At 42.1% G+C, this 16,600-nt stretch carries 15 protein-coding genes and 4 tRNA genes; 12 read left to right on the top strand and 7 right to left on the bottom strand.

Annotated features, from left to right (window positions below):
- Positions 1-74: 74 nt before the first annotated feature.
- Entirely contained in the window at positions 75-485 is a 411-nt protein-coding gene (locus AO498_RS00510; RefSeq protein WP_067542216.1) for a transposase, read from the top strand.
- Positions 486-526: 41 nt separating this feature from the next.
- On the opposite strand, the gene AO498_RS00505 is transcribed toward AO498_RS00510, so the two are convergent.
- Positions 527-1,690 carry a homogentisate 1,2-dioxygenase gene (locus AO498_RS00505; protein ID WP_067542212.1) on the bottom strand — a complete coding sequence of 388 codons (1,164 nt, stop codon included), beginning with the start codon at positions 1,688-1,690 and terminating at the stop codon, positions 527-529.
- Between the two features lie 134 nt (positions 1,691-1,824).
- Between AO498_RS00505 and AO498_RS00500 the strand changes: the two genes are divergently transcribed.
- Positions 1,825-2,628 (top strand): glycoside hydrolase family 16 protein, encoded by an 804-nt coding sequence (locus tag AO498_RS00500; protein WP_067542210.1) that lies wholly within the window; start codon positions 1,825-1,827, stop codon positions 2,626-2,628.
- A gap of 109 nt (positions 2,629-2,737) precedes the next feature.
- Positions 2,738-3,373 carry an MCP four helix bundle domain-containing protein gene (locus tag AO498_RS00495; RefSeq protein ID WP_067542208.1) on the top strand — a complete coding sequence of 212 codons (636 nt, stop codon included), beginning with the start codon at positions 2,738-2,740 and terminating at the stop codon, positions 3,371-3,373.
- Here AO498_RS00495 and AO498_RS00490 read toward each other — a convergent pair.
- The 5 genes from AO498_RS00490 to AO498_RS00470 all read right to left on the bottom strand — a co-directional run bounded on the left by AO498_RS00490 (position 3,370) and on the right by AO498_RS00470 (position 8,720).
- Complete coding sequence (locus AO498_RS00490) at positions 3,370-4,257, bottom strand: sugar phosphate isomerase/epimerase family protein (protein ID WP_067542205.1); 888 nt, start codon at positions 4,255-4,257, stop codon at positions 3,370-3,372. The two genes, AO498_RS00495 and AO498_RS00490, sit on opposite strands and share 4 nt — an antisense overlap.
- Before the next feature lie 67 nt (positions 4,258-4,324).
- Positions 4,325-4,879, bottom strand: coding sequence for a gluconate 2-dehydrogenase subunit 3 family protein (locus tag AO498_RS00485; RefSeq protein WP_417876911.1), 555 nt, complete (start codon positions 4,877-4,879; stop codon positions 4,325-4,327).
- A gap of 21 nt (positions 4,880-4,900) precedes the next feature.
- The gene (locus AO498_RS00480) at positions 4,901-6,580 is read right to left on the bottom strand and encodes a GMC oxidoreductase (RefSeq protein WP_067542198.1); all 1,680 of its coding nucleotides are present in this window, start codon (positions 6,578-6,580) and stop codon (positions 4,901-4,903) included.
- Positions 6,581-6,608: 28 nt separating this feature from the next.
- Positions 6,609-7,481, bottom strand: coding sequence for a hydroxypyruvate isomerase family protein (locus AO498_RS00475; protein WP_067542194.1), 873 nt, complete (start codon positions 7,479-7,481; stop codon positions 6,609-6,611).
- A 12-nt stretch (positions 7,482-7,493) separates the two neighbouring features.
- The gene (locus AO498_RS00470; RefSeq protein ID WP_067542191.1) at positions 7,494-8,720 is read right to left on the bottom strand and encodes a nucleoside permease; all 1,227 of its coding nucleotides are present in this window, start codon (positions 8,718-8,720) and stop codon (positions 7,494-7,496) included.
- 239 nt (positions 8,721-8,959) lie between these two features.
- Between AO498_RS00470 and AO498_RS00465 the strand changes: the two genes are divergently transcribed.
- Genes AO498_RS00465 through AO498_RS00450 form a run of 4 tightly spaced genes read left to right on the top strand, consistent with a single transcriptional unit; the run spans position 8,960 to position 12,405 of the window.
- Positions 8,960-10,129 carry a Gfo/Idh/MocA family protein gene (locus AO498_RS00465; protein WP_067542188.1) on the top strand — a complete coding sequence of 390 codons (1,170 nt, stop codon included), beginning with the start codon at positions 8,960-8,962 and terminating at the stop codon, positions 10,127-10,129.
- A 33-nt stretch (positions 10,130-10,162) separates the two neighbouring features.
- Positions 10,163-11,215: a sugar phosphate isomerase/epimerase family protein gene (locus AO498_RS00460; protein ID WP_067542185.1), complete on the top strand. Its 1,053-nt coding sequence runs from the start codon at positions 10,163-10,165 to the stop codon at positions 11,213-11,215.
- Positions 11,216-11,235: 20 nt separating this feature from the next.
- Entirely contained in the window at positions 11,236-11,661 is a 426-nt protein-coding gene (locus AO498_RS00455; RefSeq protein ID WP_067542182.1) for a c-type cytochrome, read from the top strand.
- Between the two features lie 3 nt (positions 11,662-11,664).
- Entirely contained in the window at positions 11,665-12,405 is a 741-nt protein-coding gene (locus AO498_RS00450) for a 3-keto-disaccharide hydrolase (RefSeq protein WP_067542179.1), read from the top strand.
- A gap of 31 nt (positions 12,406-12,436) precedes the next feature.
- Here AO498_RS00450 and AO498_RS00445 read toward each other — a convergent pair whose 3' ends face one another.
- Entirely contained in the window at positions 12,437-13,066 is a 630-nt protein-coding gene (locus AO498_RS00445) for an SH3 domain-containing protein (protein ID WP_236778623.1), read from the bottom strand.
- A gap of 183 nt (positions 13,067-13,249) precedes the next feature.
- Here AO498_RS00445 and AO498_RS00440 point away from each other — a divergent pair.
- The 5 genes from AO498_RS00440 (at position 13,250) to AO498_RS00420 (ending at position 16,534) form a co-directional block, all read left to right on the top strand.
- Positions 13,250-13,322 (top strand) — tRNA-Lys (locus AO498_RS00440).
- 30 nt (positions 13,323-13,352) lie between these two features.
- A tRNA-Pro gene (locus AO498_RS00435) sits at positions 13,353-13,426 on the top strand.
- A gap of 27 nt (positions 13,427-13,453) precedes the next feature.
- Positions 13,454-13,527, top strand: a tRNA-Arg gene (locus AO498_RS00430).
- Between the two features lie 155 nt (positions 13,528-13,682).
- A tRNA-Lys gene (locus AO498_RS00425) sits at positions 13,683-13,755 on the top strand.
- Positions 13,756-13,978: 223 nt separating this feature from the next.
- Positions 13,979-16,534, top strand: a complete 2,556-nt coding sequence (locus AO498_RS00420) for a M1 family metallopeptidase (protein WP_067550149.1) — start codon at positions 13,979-13,981, stop codon at positions 16,532-16,534.
- The last annotated feature ends 66 nt before the right edge of the window (positions 16,535-16,600 follow it).

The following is a 16,600-nucleotide window of genomic DNA, read 5'->3' as shown; positions in this document are numbered from 1 at the left end:
TTCAGGAAATTATATTTTGAAAATTCTTGGTATTCAGGGATTAATGTCTACCTTGAATTCCTAAAACCTTTGTTATGCGATCAGGACATTCAGAAATTTGGACCCATTTGGTATTTAGTACCAAAGGTCATTTGGAGATTTTTGATACCAGCTGTATCCTGATCATTCGACAGGCCATTCTGGACTATATTGAGCAAATAGAGGATAAGCAAGGAACCTTCAGTATTTTAAGTAATCACATCCATCTCCTGGTCAAATTGCCTGAAAACATGTCGGTCAATCAACTTGCGAGGACCATTCAGGAATTAATTGTCAATCGCCTAAGGCAAGAAGGATGGCGAGGAACCTTAGAATGGGAAGAAGATTACCACGCACACTCCGTCAGTTGGAATAGACTCTCCTCTGAAAAAAGCTTAATCGAGCGGCAGGAAATCAAACACAAAGATTTGAGCCTCAAAGATGAGTTAAAGTTTCTCGGACTTTGAAGGATAAAAAAAAGGGCTGGAATTCATTTCCAGCCCTTTTTTTATTCCGTCCAGCTCATCGGGTAATTTTTATCAACAAAATCCAGCGCATCCGTGGTCAATTGCAAGGGTCTAAAAGTATCCAACATGACTGCATATTCTTTAGTCTCTTTCGCTCCAATTGATTTTTCGACAGTGCCGGGATGCGGTCCATGAGGAAGTCCACCCATATGAATGGTGAATGAGCCTCGATCTATTCCTTTTCGACTCATAAACTCCCCCTCTGCATAGTAGAGTACCTCGTCGGAGTCAATATTGCTATGATTGTAAGGAGCAGGTATCGCTAATGGATGGTAGTCAAATAATCTAGGAACAAATGAACAGATCACGAAACCCCAAGCTTGGAATGTTTGGTGAACTGGAGGTGGCTGGTGAATACGTCCAGTGATCGGTTCGAAATCATGAATCGAAAGGGCATATGGGTATAAAAAACCATCCCAACCTACGATGTCCAAAGGGCTATGGGCATACGTGTAGGGATGCAAATACCCTTGTTTTTTAATCTGAACGAGGTATTCTCCCTGCTCTCGTTCGATGTGAAGTTCGTGAGGAGGACGAATGTCCCGCTCGCAGTAGGGCGAATGTTCCAAAAGTTGGCCGAGCTCATTTCGGTATCGCTTGACCGTTTCAATTGGTCCATGTGATTCGATGACCAAAAGTCGAAGCGGTCCCTCTTCCTCAAATTCAAATCGGTAGATGGTGGTTCTTGGGATGACCACATAATCTCCTTTTCTGACGGTTAATTTTCCAAACTGGGAATAAAGAACTCCTTCTCCGTCGTGGATATAAATTAGCTCATCTCCGTCGGCATTTTTGAAGTAGTAATCCATTTTCCGGTTTTTGGGAGAACAGATGCCCATCATCACATCCCCATTCATCATCAGCATCCGTCTTGCACTGAGATAATCCTCACCAGTGATTTCCACCCCTGAGGTTTTGAGGTGAGTTTGGTTTAATCCATAGGCATTAGCAGGTTCCCAAGAATACTTCACCGGAGTACCGATGGATTTAACCGAATTAGGATTGTAAATGTGATACAGGTTGGAATAGACTCCAGAGAAGCCCTTCGAACTGACGAGTTCCTCTTTATATAGACTTCCGTCGGGTTGCCTGAATTGCGTGTGTCGCTTAGGGGGGATTTCTCCTAATCTAAAGTAGTAGGCCATGGCATTGGGTTTATATTAGTTGCGAAAGTACCAAATTTTGTTTCGTGTGGAAAATTCCATTTCCAGATTCATGTCCTTTGTAGAACTCCCAGTTTTTAGGAAAGTTTTGTACTTTCGGACGCGCTTAAAATCCTATGAAACCGATTTATTTCCTTCTTGCACTCTTGCTGGGTTCCTGGCAAGCTTCCGCACAACAGTCCACCCAAAAAACCGCTCAACTTCTTTGGGCAGACGAATTCAATGGTATGGGTTTACCCGATTCCACCAAATGGAGCTATGATGTAGGAGACCATGGCTGGGGTAATAATGAATTGCAGTTTTACACTAAAAGAGATCCCAAAAATGCACGAGTAGAAAATGGAAATCTGATCATCGAGGCGATTAAGGATGCAACTTTTTCTAAAGGCTATACCTCTGCGCGACTAGTTACCAAGGGGAAAGGTGCTTGGAAATATGGATTTATTGAGGTGAAAGCCAATTTGCCGGAAGGCCTTGGCACATGGCCTGCCATTTGGATGCTTCCTGAAGTAAATACGTTCGGAGGCTGGCCCAAAAGTGGAGAAATAGATATCATGGAGCATGTGGGCTATGATCCCGCGATTATTCATGGCACAGTCCATACCGAAGCCTTTAACCATACCATTGGCACTCAAAAGGCAAATCAAGTCAAATTGCCAACTTTTCATTCGGAATTCCATGTTTACGCGATTGACTGGAAGGAAGATCGGATCGATTTTTACCTAGATGGGGATCTTTATTTTACCTTCGAAAATACCGGTGGAGGATCAAAGGAATGGCCATTTGATCAACCTTTTCATTTGATTCTTAACCTAGCTGTTGGAGGCAATTGGGGTGGGAAATATGGTGTAGATTCTGCGATTTGGCCTCAGCAATTGGTGGTCGATTATGTGCGGGTCTATGACCAAAAGCCGGATTGATTTTCCTTGATTTTGGCTGAAAAAGTGCTGGGGATTTGGAATATCGAGGAATGTCCTTTAAATAGGTTTTTAGATTTAGTTAGAATTACTCACCAAAATCAGCTAGCTCGTGGTCAGAAAGAGAAAAGTTAAGGCGATTGTCATTTTAGGGGTTTTGCTTTTGTTGCTTTATGGAAAAAATCTCATCGAACGGCAGTCCTTCCGTAAAATCAGCAGCACTTTTACCGAAGTCTACAATGACCGATTGGTCGTAGAATCTTACATTTTCGATATTTCTGAGCGACTGTTTTTGATTCAAAAATTGATTGATCACTGCGATTTGAGTTACGATTACTCTAAAGTGATCAATGAAATCACAGACCATGAATCGGCGATTATGGCCATCGTCACTGAGTTTGAACAAACGCAATTAACAGAGCAGGAGGCGAGTTATTTGTCCGATTTTAAGACCATCATTCAAAATGATCTGAATATCAAAAGCTACGATCTACTCTTTACGGACTCTTCAGGAGTGAACCAAAATCAGGTAAAAATTTACGATCAAAAAATCTCTCAGGCGCGAAAGGATTTGGATAATCTTAGCTCGATCCAATTGCAAGAAGGAGAAAAATTAATCAGCAAAGCCAAAGTCCTGATTAACAGATCCCAAATTTGGGCACAGTTTGAGGTGGCCTTGCTGATTATTTTGGTGGTGGTGATGTTTTTTATGTTTTTCCGAAAGTCGGGGACCTCTGATTTCTTTTAGGATTTTTGAAGACCTGAAAGGTAAACCGCATTTGCCTCGGCCGCTTCCATAGGAGTCCCACTTGGAAATTGCTCTTGTTCCACGATGAAAAATTCCATGCCTAAACCTTGAGATTGGGCGATTAAATCAGAATAAGGAATCTCTCCTTGACCCAATAAAGTGCCTCGCTGGTGAGGGTCACCTGGTCCCGGAATAGCGTCCTTCACATGGCAAAGTTTAAATCGTGAAGGATATTTGCTGAGGTAGTCTTTTGGATCAATTCCTGCGACATACACCCAATACATGTCCATCTCAAAATCCACCCATTCTGGATTTGTTTCGGTCATCAAGACATCTTGAGGCATTTGTCCTTCCAGTTCGACAAAGGTGTAGTCGTGATTGTGGTAGGCGAACTTAAGGCCAAGAGCGTTCAATTTTTCTCCAATTTGATTAAACTCCGCTGCGATATTTTTATACTCTTCAATTGATTTTTGAGGTCCGATCCAAGGACAAATCAGATATTGGATTCCAGTTTGGAGGGCGAGTTGAGCCTGTTCCTCCAAATTTTCAAAAACATTGCAATGTGTCGCGACCATTTTTGCACCGATTTCATTCAGAAGTCCATTGAATTCTTCTGGACTCATGCCCCAAAGAATTCCTTTACCTCCATCAAAACCTTCAAACTGCTTATATCCGTAGCTGGCTAGTTTCCTCATCGTGCCGGCTGGATCAATAGCCATATCCTCTTTCACAGAATAGAGTTGGATTCCAAATTCGGACAAAAGGGGTTCACTTTCTGTCGCAACGGACTCCTTTGAGGGTGAAGTACAAAATTGCAGAGGGCTAACAGCCACACCCAATCCGAGCATGGAGCTGTATTGAATAAATTTTCTTCTTGAGTTCATGGTGCAGGGTTGAAATAAAATGCCTGCTCTGAGCACAGAGCAGGCAAGGATTTAAATTGCGGTTGGATTAAATAGCCCAGGCTTTGTCTCCCTTTGCATAATCGATGCATGGGTCAAATCTGCCGGGAACTTCCACATAGCGAAGTGCTTGAGATGCGCCGATTTCTGAAGTGAAATAGCCCAAAACAGTCAAATCACGAAGCATATTGATGACAATAGGTTGACGTGCTTCTCCACTGGCTTTGAATTTTTCCTGCATGGAGTTAAGGAATGCCAATCGATCTTCTCCGCTAGCCTCCATGAAATCTCCACCTTTTTCAGCTTTGAAATCTTTACGAAGGGTATTGAGCCCTTCAATAAAGGCGGTCTGCTGCTCGGCATCATAGCAATCTTTGACCATCATTTGCATAAACTCACCAATCTTGGTGGCCTTTGCTCCTGGAGTATCTGTAGTTGGAATGATGGTTTCACCGATTTCATCCAAGAATGCAAGATCTTCAGGCGTGAAGTTGAGGTCCTTGATCTGTTGCTCGGGAGCACATCCTGTAAGAATAGCGGTGGCACCGATCATCGTACCTCCCATCATTAGGACGACGCTTTTCAAAGCATCTCTTCTATTCATCTGTGTCATGTCTTTATCCGATTAGAGGTTTCTTTTCTTTAATTCTTCTACTGCGAAATTGGCTGCACGTGCAGTCAAAGCCATGTATGTCAAGGATGGGTTTTGAGCAGCTGCAGAGGTCATGCAAGCTCCATCTGTCACGAATACGTTTTTCGCTTCCCACACTTGATTGTTTCCATTAAGGACCGAAGTTTTAGGGTCACGGCCCATTCGAGCAGTACCCATTTCATGAATACCCTGTCCAAAAGTATAGCCAGCATCAAAGGTTCTTACATTTTTAAAACCAGCTACTTCCAGCATTTCAGCCGCATCATTCATCATGTCCTTACGCATATTGAGCTCATTTTCTTTGATTTCTGCGTTCATGACCAATGCTTCCATTCCCCATTTATCTTTGACCGTATCGCTTAATCGGATATGGTTGTCATGGTAAGGGAGAATTTCTCCGAATGCGGTAATTCCCATTGACCATGGTCCTGGTTCGGTTAAGGCATCCTTCATTGGAGCACCAAAGCCTAGTTCAGCCACATCTCTACTCCAGCCGCTACGGCTTGCACCTCCTTGATATCCAAAACCACGGAGGTAATCTCTCTTTTCTCCGTTTAGGTTTCTGAATCTAGGGATATACAATCCGGTAGGTCTCCGTCCAAAATAATACTTGTCTTCGAAGCCTTCATAGGTACCGTTTGCTCCAAGTCTGAAATGGTGATCCATGACATTGTGCCCTAGCTCACCAGAGCTTGAACCCAATCCACCTGGCCAAATATCAGTGGCAGTTCTCATCAAAATCGCAGTGGAATTAAATGCAGAAGCGCATAGGAAGATGATCTTTGCATTAAATTCTATGGTCTGATTCGTTTGACCATCGATGATTTCTACTCCTGTTGCTTTTTGAGTGTCTTTGTCATAGATCAGTCTTCTGACAATTGACCATGGTCTCAAGGTAAGGTTTCCAGTAGCCATAGCTGCAGGAAGTGTCGAAGCCTGAGTGCTGAAATAACCTCCGAATGGACAGCCTAGCGAACATTTATTTCTGTATTGACAGCCAGGTCTACCTGGAAGTGGTTGCGTAATGTTTGCAGGTCGACCAATTGTCCAAGTTCTAGCACCTTTATAGTGTTCTTTGATTTTGGCAGCTCCTGCCTCTTCCACGCAGTTCATCGGCATGGGTGGTTGAAACTCACCATCAGGCAAGATTTCAAGTCCATCTTTGGATCCGGATACACCGATGAATTTTTCTACATAGCTATACCACGGAGCAATGTCATTGTATCGAATAGGCCAATCAACGGCAATGCCTTCTTTCGCATTAGCTTCAAAATCGATATTAGCCCATCGGTAGGATTGACGTCCCCATAGCAAGGATCTACCACCTACTTGATAGCCTCTGAACCAAGTGAATGGCTTTTCTTCCACATATGGAGAATCGCTTTCGTGAGCCCACCAGTCTAAGTTCAGTTCATTCAATACATAATCTCTTCTTAGGTTAGGATGGTTTTCCAACTGTTCCTGAGTTCTTCTGCCTCTATGAGGTACTTCCCATGGGGGAAGGGTGGCCGTTTTGTAATCTTTTATGTGCTCGACCATTGGGCCTCTCTCTAGGAGCAATACTTTCAGCCCCTTTTCCGTCAGCTCTTTAGCAGCCCAACCGCCACTAATTCCTGACCCAACTACGATTGCGTCATACGCTTCATTTGCCATAGGTTATGGTTTTTTGGTTTAATTAGTTTTAGACATCACAAACTTGCACAGCATGTCCCAATGCTGCGATTTTATCTTCTCCTTTCGGAATAAATTCATGGGAGACATATCCCTTGAATCCCGAATCTACAATAGCCTGCATGATAGGGGGATAGTAGATTTCTTGTTTATCGTCAAGGTCATTTCTTCCTGGATTTCCAGCAGTATGATAATGACCAAAGTATTGATGATTGTTTCGAATGGTCCGGATAATATCTCCTTCGTCGATTTGCATGTGGTAGATATCGAATAGGAGTTTGAAATTGTCACTAGAGATTCGTTTACAGAGCTCAATGCCCCAAGCGGATTTATCACACATGTAATCTTTATGATCGACTCGGCTGTTAAGAAGCTCCATAGTGATCGTTACACCATGTTTTTCTGCAAGTCCTAGTATTTTTTTGATTCCGATTTCACAGTTTTTCAATCCTGTTTCATCATCCATTCCTCTTCGATTACCAGAAAAAGCAATGATGTTTTGATAGCCAGCTTTGGCAACCAAAGGAATTACTTCTGTGTAATTTTTCTCGAGTTGGTCATGAAATTTTGGGTCATTAAACCCATCCGGAATTCCGATCTCGGCTCCGTTGCACATAGAGCAGTGGATGTCGTATTTTTTTAGGGTTTCCCAGTTGTTTGGCCCAATGAGATCTATAGCGCCAACTCCCACACTTTTGATATTCTGACAAAGTTCCTCTAGGCTGAGCGGGCGCATTGACCAAGCACAAACGCCATGATTGATATTTCCTTTCAATTGAAAAGAAGCCTCTTGCTTTGATTCAAAAGAGGCCAATGATCCCACAGCGGCACCGCCAAGGATCATTTTTTTGAAGGAAGACCGTCTTCCTGGATTGAATGTCATAGGTTTTTTGGGTTAGGGTTTGAGTTCCGTTTTCTCTGATTTGAAAAACGAAATGAAAAATAACAAAACCAAAACGGAAATCCCAGAAGGAATCATCCAAATCGACTTCCAATCGTGACTTCCGGCAGAATCAAGGTAAAAATTTGAAATTTGGCCGGCAGCCCAGAATCCAATCAACATGCCTATTCCATATGTAGCCAAGGTGATCAACCCTTGGGCCGATGATTTATACTTCTCACCGGCATGTGAATCGGTGTAGATTTGTCCACTGACGAAAAAGAAATCATAACAAATCCCATGAAGAAGGATCCCAACAAGTAGCATCCAGACACCATCTTGGGCATTTCCGAAGGCAAAGAAAAAGTAACGAACCGCCCATGCGAGCATGGCGACAATCAGGGTCTTTTTCAATCCAAAACGAGAAAAGAAAATTGGTAAAGCCAGCATAAAAGCTACTTCAGACACTTGCCCTAAGGCCATTTTTCCTGTAGAATTTTCCAAGCCGATTTCGGTCAGAAAAGGACTGGCATTTTGATAATAGAAAGCAAGTGGAATACATATCAAAATGGAGGATAGGAAGAAAATCGCGTAATTTTTATGCTTCAAAAGAGATAGGGCATCGAGTCCCAGGGCATTTGAAAGTGTAAACTTCTCATTACTGCTGGCTCGAGGCGGTGTTGAGGGTAGTGTAAAGCTGTAAAGACCAAGTCCTAGGGACACCATGGATGCCATGATCCAAGTATTTCTCAACAGTCCATCCGCCATTCCTTCTTGACTATCCCAAGCCAAAAAAGAAATTAGCATACCTGCAGCGATCCAGCCGATTGTGCCCCAGACACGGATTACAGAAAACTCCTTTTCAGGATTTTTCATTTGGTTGAAAGAAATCGAATTAACCAAAGCTAGCGTCGGCATGAAAAGAATCATGTAGATGAAAATTAAGGGGAAGAACTCCGAAAAGTCGCTCGAATTGTAAAGTAAAAACATCAATCCGGCACCGAGAAGATGAATCACCCCTAAGATCTTTTGGGCATGAAAATATCGATCTGCTATCAAGCCAACGATAAAAGGAGCGATGATTGCCCCAAACGATTGGGTTGAGAATGCAAGTGAAATATCCTGATCTCTGGCCTGAAGGTTTGTTCCCAAAAAAGTCCCCATCGTTACATACCATGATCCCCAGACAAAAAATTCCAAAAACATCATGGAAGAAAGGCGCAACTTGAGCTGAAGATTCATAGGCTTTGGGAAGGTTTATTGTTCATTTTTAGGCTTTAAATTTAGAATTTGGCCTTTTTGCTGTATTTTAAGCATCTCCTTTGACAATCCGAAGAAAGGGCAAAAAAAGTTTTGACAAAGCCATTCATAACCCAATGAAGCAATTGGTCATAAAGCCACTTTTCGAGCGAAGGAATAGCCGAAATTTAGCATTCGACTTTACTAATCTTCTCAAAATAACCTGATCAATTAATTTACATATGTCAGCAGCAAAAAAACTGAAACTCGGCCTTGTTGGTGGAGGACCGGGCTCATTTATCGGAGCAATTCATTTGAATGGCGCTTTGATGGATGGAATGTTTGAATTGGTATGCGGTGCTTTTAGCTCGAATCCTTCAAAATCAAAGCAAAAAGGCGAAGAGCTCATGCTGGATCCAGCTCGAGTTTATGCCAGCTACGATGAAATGTTTGAAAAAGAATCCCAGCTTCCAGAGGGAGAACGGATGGATGTCGTGGCCATTGTAACTCCAAACAATGTACATTTTGACCCTACCGTAAAAGCGCTCAACTATGGATTTCATGTGGCCTTGGATAAACCACTTACACTGAATTATGGGGAGGCCAAAGAGCTGTATCACATCGTTAAAAATTCGGATCGAAGATTTTTATTAACTCATACTTACACGGGTTATCCAATGATCAAGCAGGCCAAACAAATGGTTATGGATGGCAAAATTGGAAAGGTCCGAAAAGTTTATGTGGAGTACCCTCAGGGCTGGTTATACAAATTGCTCGAAACCGAAAATAATAAGCAGGCTGAATGGAGAACTGACCCAAATAGAAATGGGTTGGCGGGCTGTATGGGTGATATCGGTACCCATGCATTTAACATGGTAGAATATGTGACTGGCCTGAAAGTGTCCCATATCTGCGCGGATTTATACATCAAAATTGAGGGTAGACCGATTGATGATGATGGCGTTGTTTTGTTACGATTTGAAAATGGTGCATCAGGAGTATTGATGGCTAGCCAGACGGACACAGGATGCGAAAATAACCTTAAGATTAGGGTATATGGAGAAAAAGGAGGCTTGGAATGGGAACAGGAGCTCAACAATACCCTGATATTCCGTGAACCAACCGGACCAGCTCAAATCATGAGGGCTGGTACAGGTTACTTGGGTTCTTTGGCCCAAGAAAATACCCGTACTCCAGCGGGCCATCCGGAAGGATATATTGAGGCATTTGCTAATTTGTACCGAAATTTTGCAAGATGTATTTATGCAGATCGGGCAGGGCAGCAACCCAAGTGGGAATGGGAAGATTATCCAGGAATTGAAGATGGAATCCGTGGAATGGCCTTTATTGACCATGTACTTCGAAGCACTCAGTCAGACTTGAAATGGACTCCGTTCGTTGTTGAAAAATAAAATAAACTCAAACTATCCAAATCTATAATTCATATGAAAACGATTAAAGGACCTGCGATCTTTTTAGCGCAGTTTGCCGATGATAAAGCGCCTTTCAATAATCTGAAAAATATCAGTCGATACATGGCTGACCTTGGCTATAAGGCAGTACAGATTCCTTCTTGGGATTCCCGTATGATCGATCTTCAAAAAGCTGCAGAAAGCAAGACTTATGCGGATGAAATCAAAGGAATCGTGGCAGAGACCGGAATGGAAATTTCTGAACTTTCAACGCACCTTCAGGGACAATTGGTAGCTGTTCATCCAGCTTACAATGAGCTTTTTGATGGTTTTGCTCCAGCTAATTTGAAGGGAGACTTGAAAGGTAAATCAGCATGGGCTACACAACAATTGAAATATGCGGCACAAGCCTCTGCTAATTTGGGATTGAATGCGCATGCAACCTTTTCAGGGGCTTTGATGTGGCACACCGTTTATCCTTGGCCGCAGCGACCTGCCGGATTGGTTGAAACCGGTTTCACAGAACTAGCAAAGCGATGGACTCCGATCTTAAATGCATTCGATGAAGTTGGAGTGGATGTTTGTTATGAATTGCACCCTGGTGAGGATTTGCATGATGGGATCACCTTTGAAATGTTTCTAGATAAAGTTGGGGGTCACAAGCGGGCTAATATTTTGTATGACCCAAGCCATTTTGTGCTTCAGTGTCTGGATTATCTTCAGTTTATTGATTTTTACCATGACCGAATCAAGATGTTCCATGTTAAAGACGCTGAATTTAATCCGACAGGTAAACAAGGTGTGTATGGAGGATTTCAGGGCTGGGTAGAGCGTGCCGGAAGATTCAGATCATTGGGAGATGGACAGGTTGATTTTGCCGGAATATTTAGCAAACTTTCGCAGTACAATTACAGTGGATGGGCTGTTTTGGAATGGGAATGCGCCATCAAGCATCCAGAACAAGGGGCTGCAGAAGGGGCTCCATTTATAGCAGATCATATTATTCGAGTGACCGAAAAAGCGTTTGACGATTTTGCGGGAACTGGAGCAGATGAAGAGTTTAACAAGAAGATTTTAGGAATTTGAATACCCAAACTAAATAAACAATGAAAATTACAAAACCATTAAACCTCGCACTTTTAGCAATCGCTGGATTAACCTTTGCTTGTGGTGGCGGAGAAAAAACTACTGAAACAACCACAGCAGAAGTTGCAGCTCCAGCAGCACCTGCCCAAGAGGTTAGCCTTGAAGACAAATACAAGGATGATCCTATTTACATCAAGGGAATTGAAAAAGTAAAGGGATCTGATTGTACCTCTTGCCATATGGTGGAGCGTAAAATTGTAGGACCTTCCTATGCAGATGTTGCAGCTAAATATGAAAGCACCGAGGAAAACGTTGCTATGTTGGCTAAGAAAGTGATTGAAGGTGGAGTAGGTGTATGGGGTGAAGTACCAATGCCTCCACATCCAGCTTTGAGTGAAGAGGATGCCAAAGACATGGTTCGATATGTACTTCTTTTGAAAAAATAAGTGATGGTGAAATCTAGAATCGCACTTTGGGCTGCTGCTGGACTCTTGGCTGCTTGCTCAAGTCCTAAAACTGAAGAAACTGCTTCAATTGATTCAGTTGCAGTAGTAGCAACTGTAACTGAATGGGTCCCGTTATTTGATGGCCAAACATTCAATGGCTGGTCTAAATACGGTGGAGGAGAAGTAGGAAAAGCTTGGAAAATCGAAAATGGTGAAATCTATCTCGATGCAGCTAATAAAGACGGATGGCAAACCGGTGACGGTGGCGATATCGTAACCAATGAGGAGTTTGAAAATTTCCATTTTAAATATGAGTGGAAAATCGCACCTAATGGAAATAGTGGCGTAATCTTCCTCGTTCATGAATCGCCGGAATATCAGTATCCATGGCAGACTGGTCCTGAGATGCAAGTATTGGATAACAACGGCCATCCTGATGCTAAAATCATTAGCCATAGAGCCGGAGATCTATATGATTTGATCGTAAGTAGCGAAGAAACCGTTAAGCCTGCGGGAGAATGGAATCAAGCTGAGATCATTGTAAACCAAGGTAAACTAGATCTAGTTTTGAATGGTGTGACGATTGTCTCTACTCAGCTATTTACTCCAGAGTGGGAAGCATTGATTGCAAAAAGTAAGTTTAAGGATATGCCGGGTTTTGGTAAATACAAGAAAGGTAAAATTGCCTTACAGGATCACGGAGACGTGGTTCATTACCGAAACTTGATGATCAAGCCCTTGTAATAAAAAGAGCTCCATTTTTGGAGCTCTTTTTTTATAGTCTTGTTACATGATCTTTTTTGATATAGGCGATTTGGTCTTTCCATTCGATTTCATACCAGATGTCTTTGGAGGATCTGATTTTGACCCGATGACCAGGCTCCACTAGATCGACAGGTTCACCCCCCGCTGTAGGTTTTGACATGATTAGTGTTGGACTTTTTGTGATAAGAGCGGAGGTAGGTGCTTTGAGGAAATTATTTGTGACAAATATGAGGCAGATCAAGATTACGGAAGGCCAATAAAACCGAGCCTCCGTAAGTTTCTTACCCCGTGACCAAAGGATAATCAAGGAAAGCACAAGAATAATGGTGAGAGAGGCAACGATAATTTCTCTGAATTCAACAAGCCAAAGTAAAAAACGGCTAGCATCACTCACTTCGTAGCCATAAAGTTCCTTTTGGCCAGTTAATGTCTTGATTTTGGTAAGTGTTTCGGGATAAGGGCTTAGGTCGTAATACTTGGTCAGGTACAAAGTTGCTAACTCGGAGTTGCCAATTCCTTCGGAAATGAATGCCATTTTTAGCAACATAGCAGGAGAATAAATGCCCAATTGGTAGTTTAATTCATAAATCTCCATGGCTTCCTTATAGCTTTGTTGGTTAAACAAAGAATCTGCTGCCATAAGTTGGGGTACATTGGCCTGAGAATGAGCGCTTTGGAAAAGCATCAAAAAAAATATCAAAAGTTTTGTCAGAAAGATTGATTTGGTGCTTGGCATTTATAAATCAGAGTCATAAATTTGCAGTCCAATTACGGGAATGATCGGGCAAAAAACAAGGTCAATTCAGTAATTTGGAAGATTTAAGATTCCGTAGCTCAGCTGGTAGAGCAATACACTTTTAATGTATGGGTCCTGGGTTCGAATCCCAGCGGGATCACAAATAGCTCGCAAGGAGTTAAGAAAGTTTCGGGGTGTAGCGTAGCCCGGTATCGCGCCACATTTGGGATGTGGAGGTCGTAGGTTCGAATCCTGCCACCCCGACTTTAAATAACTAGAAGTAGTTATGCAGGTCCGCTAGCTCAGCTGGATAGAGCAACTGCCTTCTAAGCAGTAGGTCTCAGGTTCGAATCCTGAGCGGATCACAAAAAATTCAGCGGAATGTCCTTCCGCTTTTGTTTTGAAATAGGTTTTAGATTCCGTAGCTCAGCTGGTAGAGCATCCCGATTTTTATCGGGAGGGTTCAGGTTTTGAGTCTCGATGTAAAAGCAAAAGTGCTTTTTCACTTTATATAGAATTAGATTCCGTAGCTCAGCTGGTAGAGCAATACACTTTTAATGTATGGGTCCTGGGTTCGAATCCCAGCGGGATCACTAAAGCAGACTAGAAATGGTCTGCTTTTCTTGTTTTAACGCTCTCAGTCTATTTGAAAATTAACTAGGATATGGGTCCTGGTCCACGATAGCTATCGGGACGAATCCCAGCGGGATCACTAAAGCAGACTAGAAATGGTCTGCTTTTTTTATGTCCTTTTTGAAACTCCCGTTTCGGAAAATTCCATTTGTAATTCAGCCTGTTTTTCGCAAGGTTACGGGAATGAAAAACCGTCTCGTCTTCCTTCTAATTCTAGGTCTGTCCTCTTGTAAAGGAGATCAATCCGATTTGCATTTTTTTGATCCAGGGATTTCTGTTGAATTGGCAGAATTCCGAAGTCAACAAATTAAGGATATTCATTACCAACTTGAATTTTCGATTCCTGAGCAAAAAACTGATCCAATTGCTTCTAAATTAAATCTCGACTTGGAGCTGGTCAACATTGCTCATCCTTTAATCTTAGACTTTAATGAGACTCCTGAAAAAATTCTCGCCATCCAAGTAAATGGAAAAGCGATTCCTGTGAGGCATGAAAATGAGCATCTCATTATAGATTCTGAGTATTTAATCAAAGGGAAAAATCAGGTAGAAATTTCATTTATAGCTGGAGATTTATCGCTTAATCGAAACGATGACTTTCTTTATACTTTATTGGTTCCTGATAGGGCAAGTACACTTTTCCCCTGTTTTGATCAGCCGGATTTAAAGGCTTCCTACAGCTTGACCCTAATTGCTCCCAAGGATTGGACCGTATTGGCAGGTGCGCCAATTCTTACCAAAGTTGCGCAGGGCGAATATGTCAAACACGAATTTCAAAAGTCTGACCGCATGAGCACCTACTTGTTTTCCTTTGTGGCGGGTAAGTTTCATGAAGCAACTTCGACCATGGGTATGCCGATGCACTTGCTTTATCGAGAGGATAATGAAGAAAAGGTTTCTACCAGTTTACCTGAGCTTTTTAGATTGCATCAGCAGTCGGTGGAGTTTCTTGAATCTTACACCGGATATCCTTTTCCCTTTCAAAAACTGGATTTTGCTACTATTCCGATTTTCCAATATGGTGGTATGGAGCACGTAGGAGCGATTCAATATCGAGAAGGTGCGCTTTTTCTAGGTCCTGAGGCTACAGATTCGGAATTACTATCACGAGCAAAATTGATCGGGCATGAGACGGCTCACATGTGGTTTGGCGATTTGGTGACTATGAAATGGTTTAATGATGTCTGGATGAAAGAGGTCTTTGCCAATTTTATGGCTGGAAAAATTGCAAATCCTGCATTTCCTCAAATCAATCATGATCTACTTTTTCTGACTTCTTTGTACCCTGGGGCATACGCTGAGGATCGAACGAAAGGAACAAATCCTATCCGTCAAAACCTCTCCAACTTGAAGAATGCCGGTTCGCTCTATGGAGGTATTATTTATAACAAAGCTCCGATTATGATGCGACAACTGGAGACTTTGATGGGTGAAGAGGCTTTTCAAAAGGGAATACAAGCCTATATCAAAAATTTTGCAAATGGGAATGCAGAATGGAATGATCTCGTACAACTGCTAGACCAACAAACCCCTGAAGATTTAATGGCATGGAGTGAGGTTTGGGTCAACCAATCGAGCAGACCCATTTTCACTCAAGACTTGACGTTAGCAAAGGATGGGAAAATTGAGACTTTAAGATTGATTCAAAAAGCTGAAGATGGAAGTGATAAAGTCTGGCCACAATTTTTCGAAGTTACCTTGGTCTATGCAGATACCACGAGAATTATTCCTGTATCGATCAAGGGTAGGTCGGAAGAGATTCTTGAGGCTAAGGAATTGGAAAAGCCTTTGGCTATTTGGTACAATACCGACGGACTAGGATATGGTGTATTTCCGATTGATGAATCTAATTTGGATCAAATACCACAGATCGAAAATGAAGTGAGTCGCGCGAGTGCGTATTTGAATCTTTTTGAGAATACATTGAATGGAGGTGTTAAACCAACCAAAAACCTGGAAGTAATTCAAGCAGGTTTAAAAAGAGAAAATAATGAAATCATACTTCAATTGATTTCTGGTCAGGCAAATACCCTTTTCTGGACTTTTTTAAGCGAGGAGGTAAGAAAGGAAGAAGCTGAAAAAATGGAGGCCCTGGTATGGGATCGATTAAATCAAGGTCTGAAGCCGAATGTCAAGAAGTCCTTGTATAATCTTTACAGTGGAATTGCTTTTTCTGAAACTGGACAAGCCAAGCTTTATGGCATCTGGAACAAGGAAATCAACATTTCAAATTTGAATTTGAGTTCAGATAATTTGACTGGATTGGCAATGAATCTAGCTCTCTTTGGTCATCCGAAATCGGAGGAGATCTTAGATCAGGAAAGGTCTCGAATTACTAATTCGGATCGCCTTGCCAGATTTGATTTTTTAAGGCCTGCTTTATCTGGGAAAGAGGAAGATCGAGATGCTTTGTTTTTATCTTTTAAAGATTCTCAAAATCGAGAAAAAGAATCTTGGGTCCTTGCAGCATGTGGATACATTCATCATCCATTGAGGCAAAAAGAAAGCGTAAAGCACCTTTCCCTGGCGCTAGATCTTATGGAGGAAATTCAGCGAACTGGAGATATTTTCTTTCCAAAGGGATGGGCTTCTAACACAATCGGGCAATATAACTCTCCTGAAGCCGAGCAATTGGTTCAGGATTTTCTCAAGTCAAAACCAGATTTTAATCCTGTTTTGAAGAATAAAATTCTTCAAGCAACCGACAACTTGAGTAGAGCGCAGAAAATATTGGTTTAAGCGTACTCCTTTACAAAAGCGGTATCAGTAAAACTGTCTTACTAAAACCGTAAATTAATTCATCAC

Origin of the sequence: Algoriphagus sanaruensis (assembly GCF_001593605.1) — a bacterium.
GTDB lineage: Bacteria > Bacteroidota > Bacteroidia > Cytophagales > Cyclobacteriaceae > Algoriphagus > Algoriphagus sanaruensis.
This window is presented reverse-complemented; position numbering and strand designations above follow the sequence as displayed.

Coding starts and splice junctions, on each gene's coding strand:
- AO498_RS00490 (WP_067542205.1), bottom strand. CDS start 4,257: ATGAACTCAAGAAGAAAATTTATTCAATACAGCTCCATGCTCGGATTG.
- AO498_RS00420 (WP_067550149.1), top strand. CDS start 13,979: ATGAAAAACCGTCTCGTCTTCCTTCTAATTCTAGGTCTGTCCTCTTGT.
- AO498_RS00505 (WP_067542212.1), bottom strand. CDS start 1,690: ATGGCCTACTACTTTAGATTAGGAGAAATCCCCCCTAAGCGACACACG.
- AO498_RS00450 (WP_067542179.1), top strand. CDS start 11,665: ATGGTGAAATCTAGAATCGCACTTTGGGCTGCTGCTGGACTCTTGGCT.
- AO498_RS00445 (WP_236778623.1), bottom strand. CDS start 13,066: ATGGCAGCAGATTCTTTGTTTAACCAACAAAGCTATAAGGAAGCCATG.
- AO498_RS00455 (WP_067542182.1), top strand. CDS start 11,236: ATGAAAATTACAAAACCATTAAACCTCGCACTTTTAGCAATCGCTGGA.
- AO498_RS00475 (WP_067542194.1), bottom strand. CDS start 7,481: ATGACATTCAATCCAGGAAGACGGTCTTCCTTCAAAAAAATGATCCTT.
- AO498_RS00480 (WP_067542198.1), bottom strand. CDS start 6,580: ATGGCAAATGAAGCGTATGACGCAATCGTAGTTGGGTCAGGAATTAGT.
- AO498_RS00470 (WP_067542191.1), bottom strand. CDS start 8,720: ATGAATCTTCAGCTCAAGTTGCGCCTTTCTTCCATGATGTTTTTGGAA.
- AO498_RS00465 (WP_067542188.1), top strand. CDS start 8,960: ATGTCAGCAGCAAAAAAACTGAAACTCGGCCTTGTTGGTGGAGGACCG.
- AO498_RS00460 (WP_067542185.1), top strand. CDS start 10,163: ATGAAAACGATTAAAGGACCTGCGATCTTTTTAGCGCAGTTTGCCGAT.
- AO498_RS00485 (WP_417876911.1), bottom strand. CDS start 4,879: ATGAATAGAAGAGATGCTTTGAAAAGCGTCGTCCTAATGATGGGAGGT.
- AO498_RS00510 (WP_067542216.1), top strand. CDS start 75: ATGCGATCAGGACATTCAGAAATTTGGACCCATTTGGTATTTAGTACC.
- AO498_RS00500 (WP_067542210.1), top strand. CDS start 1,825: ATGAAACCGATTTATTTCCTTCTTGCACTCTTGCTGGGTTCCTGGCAA.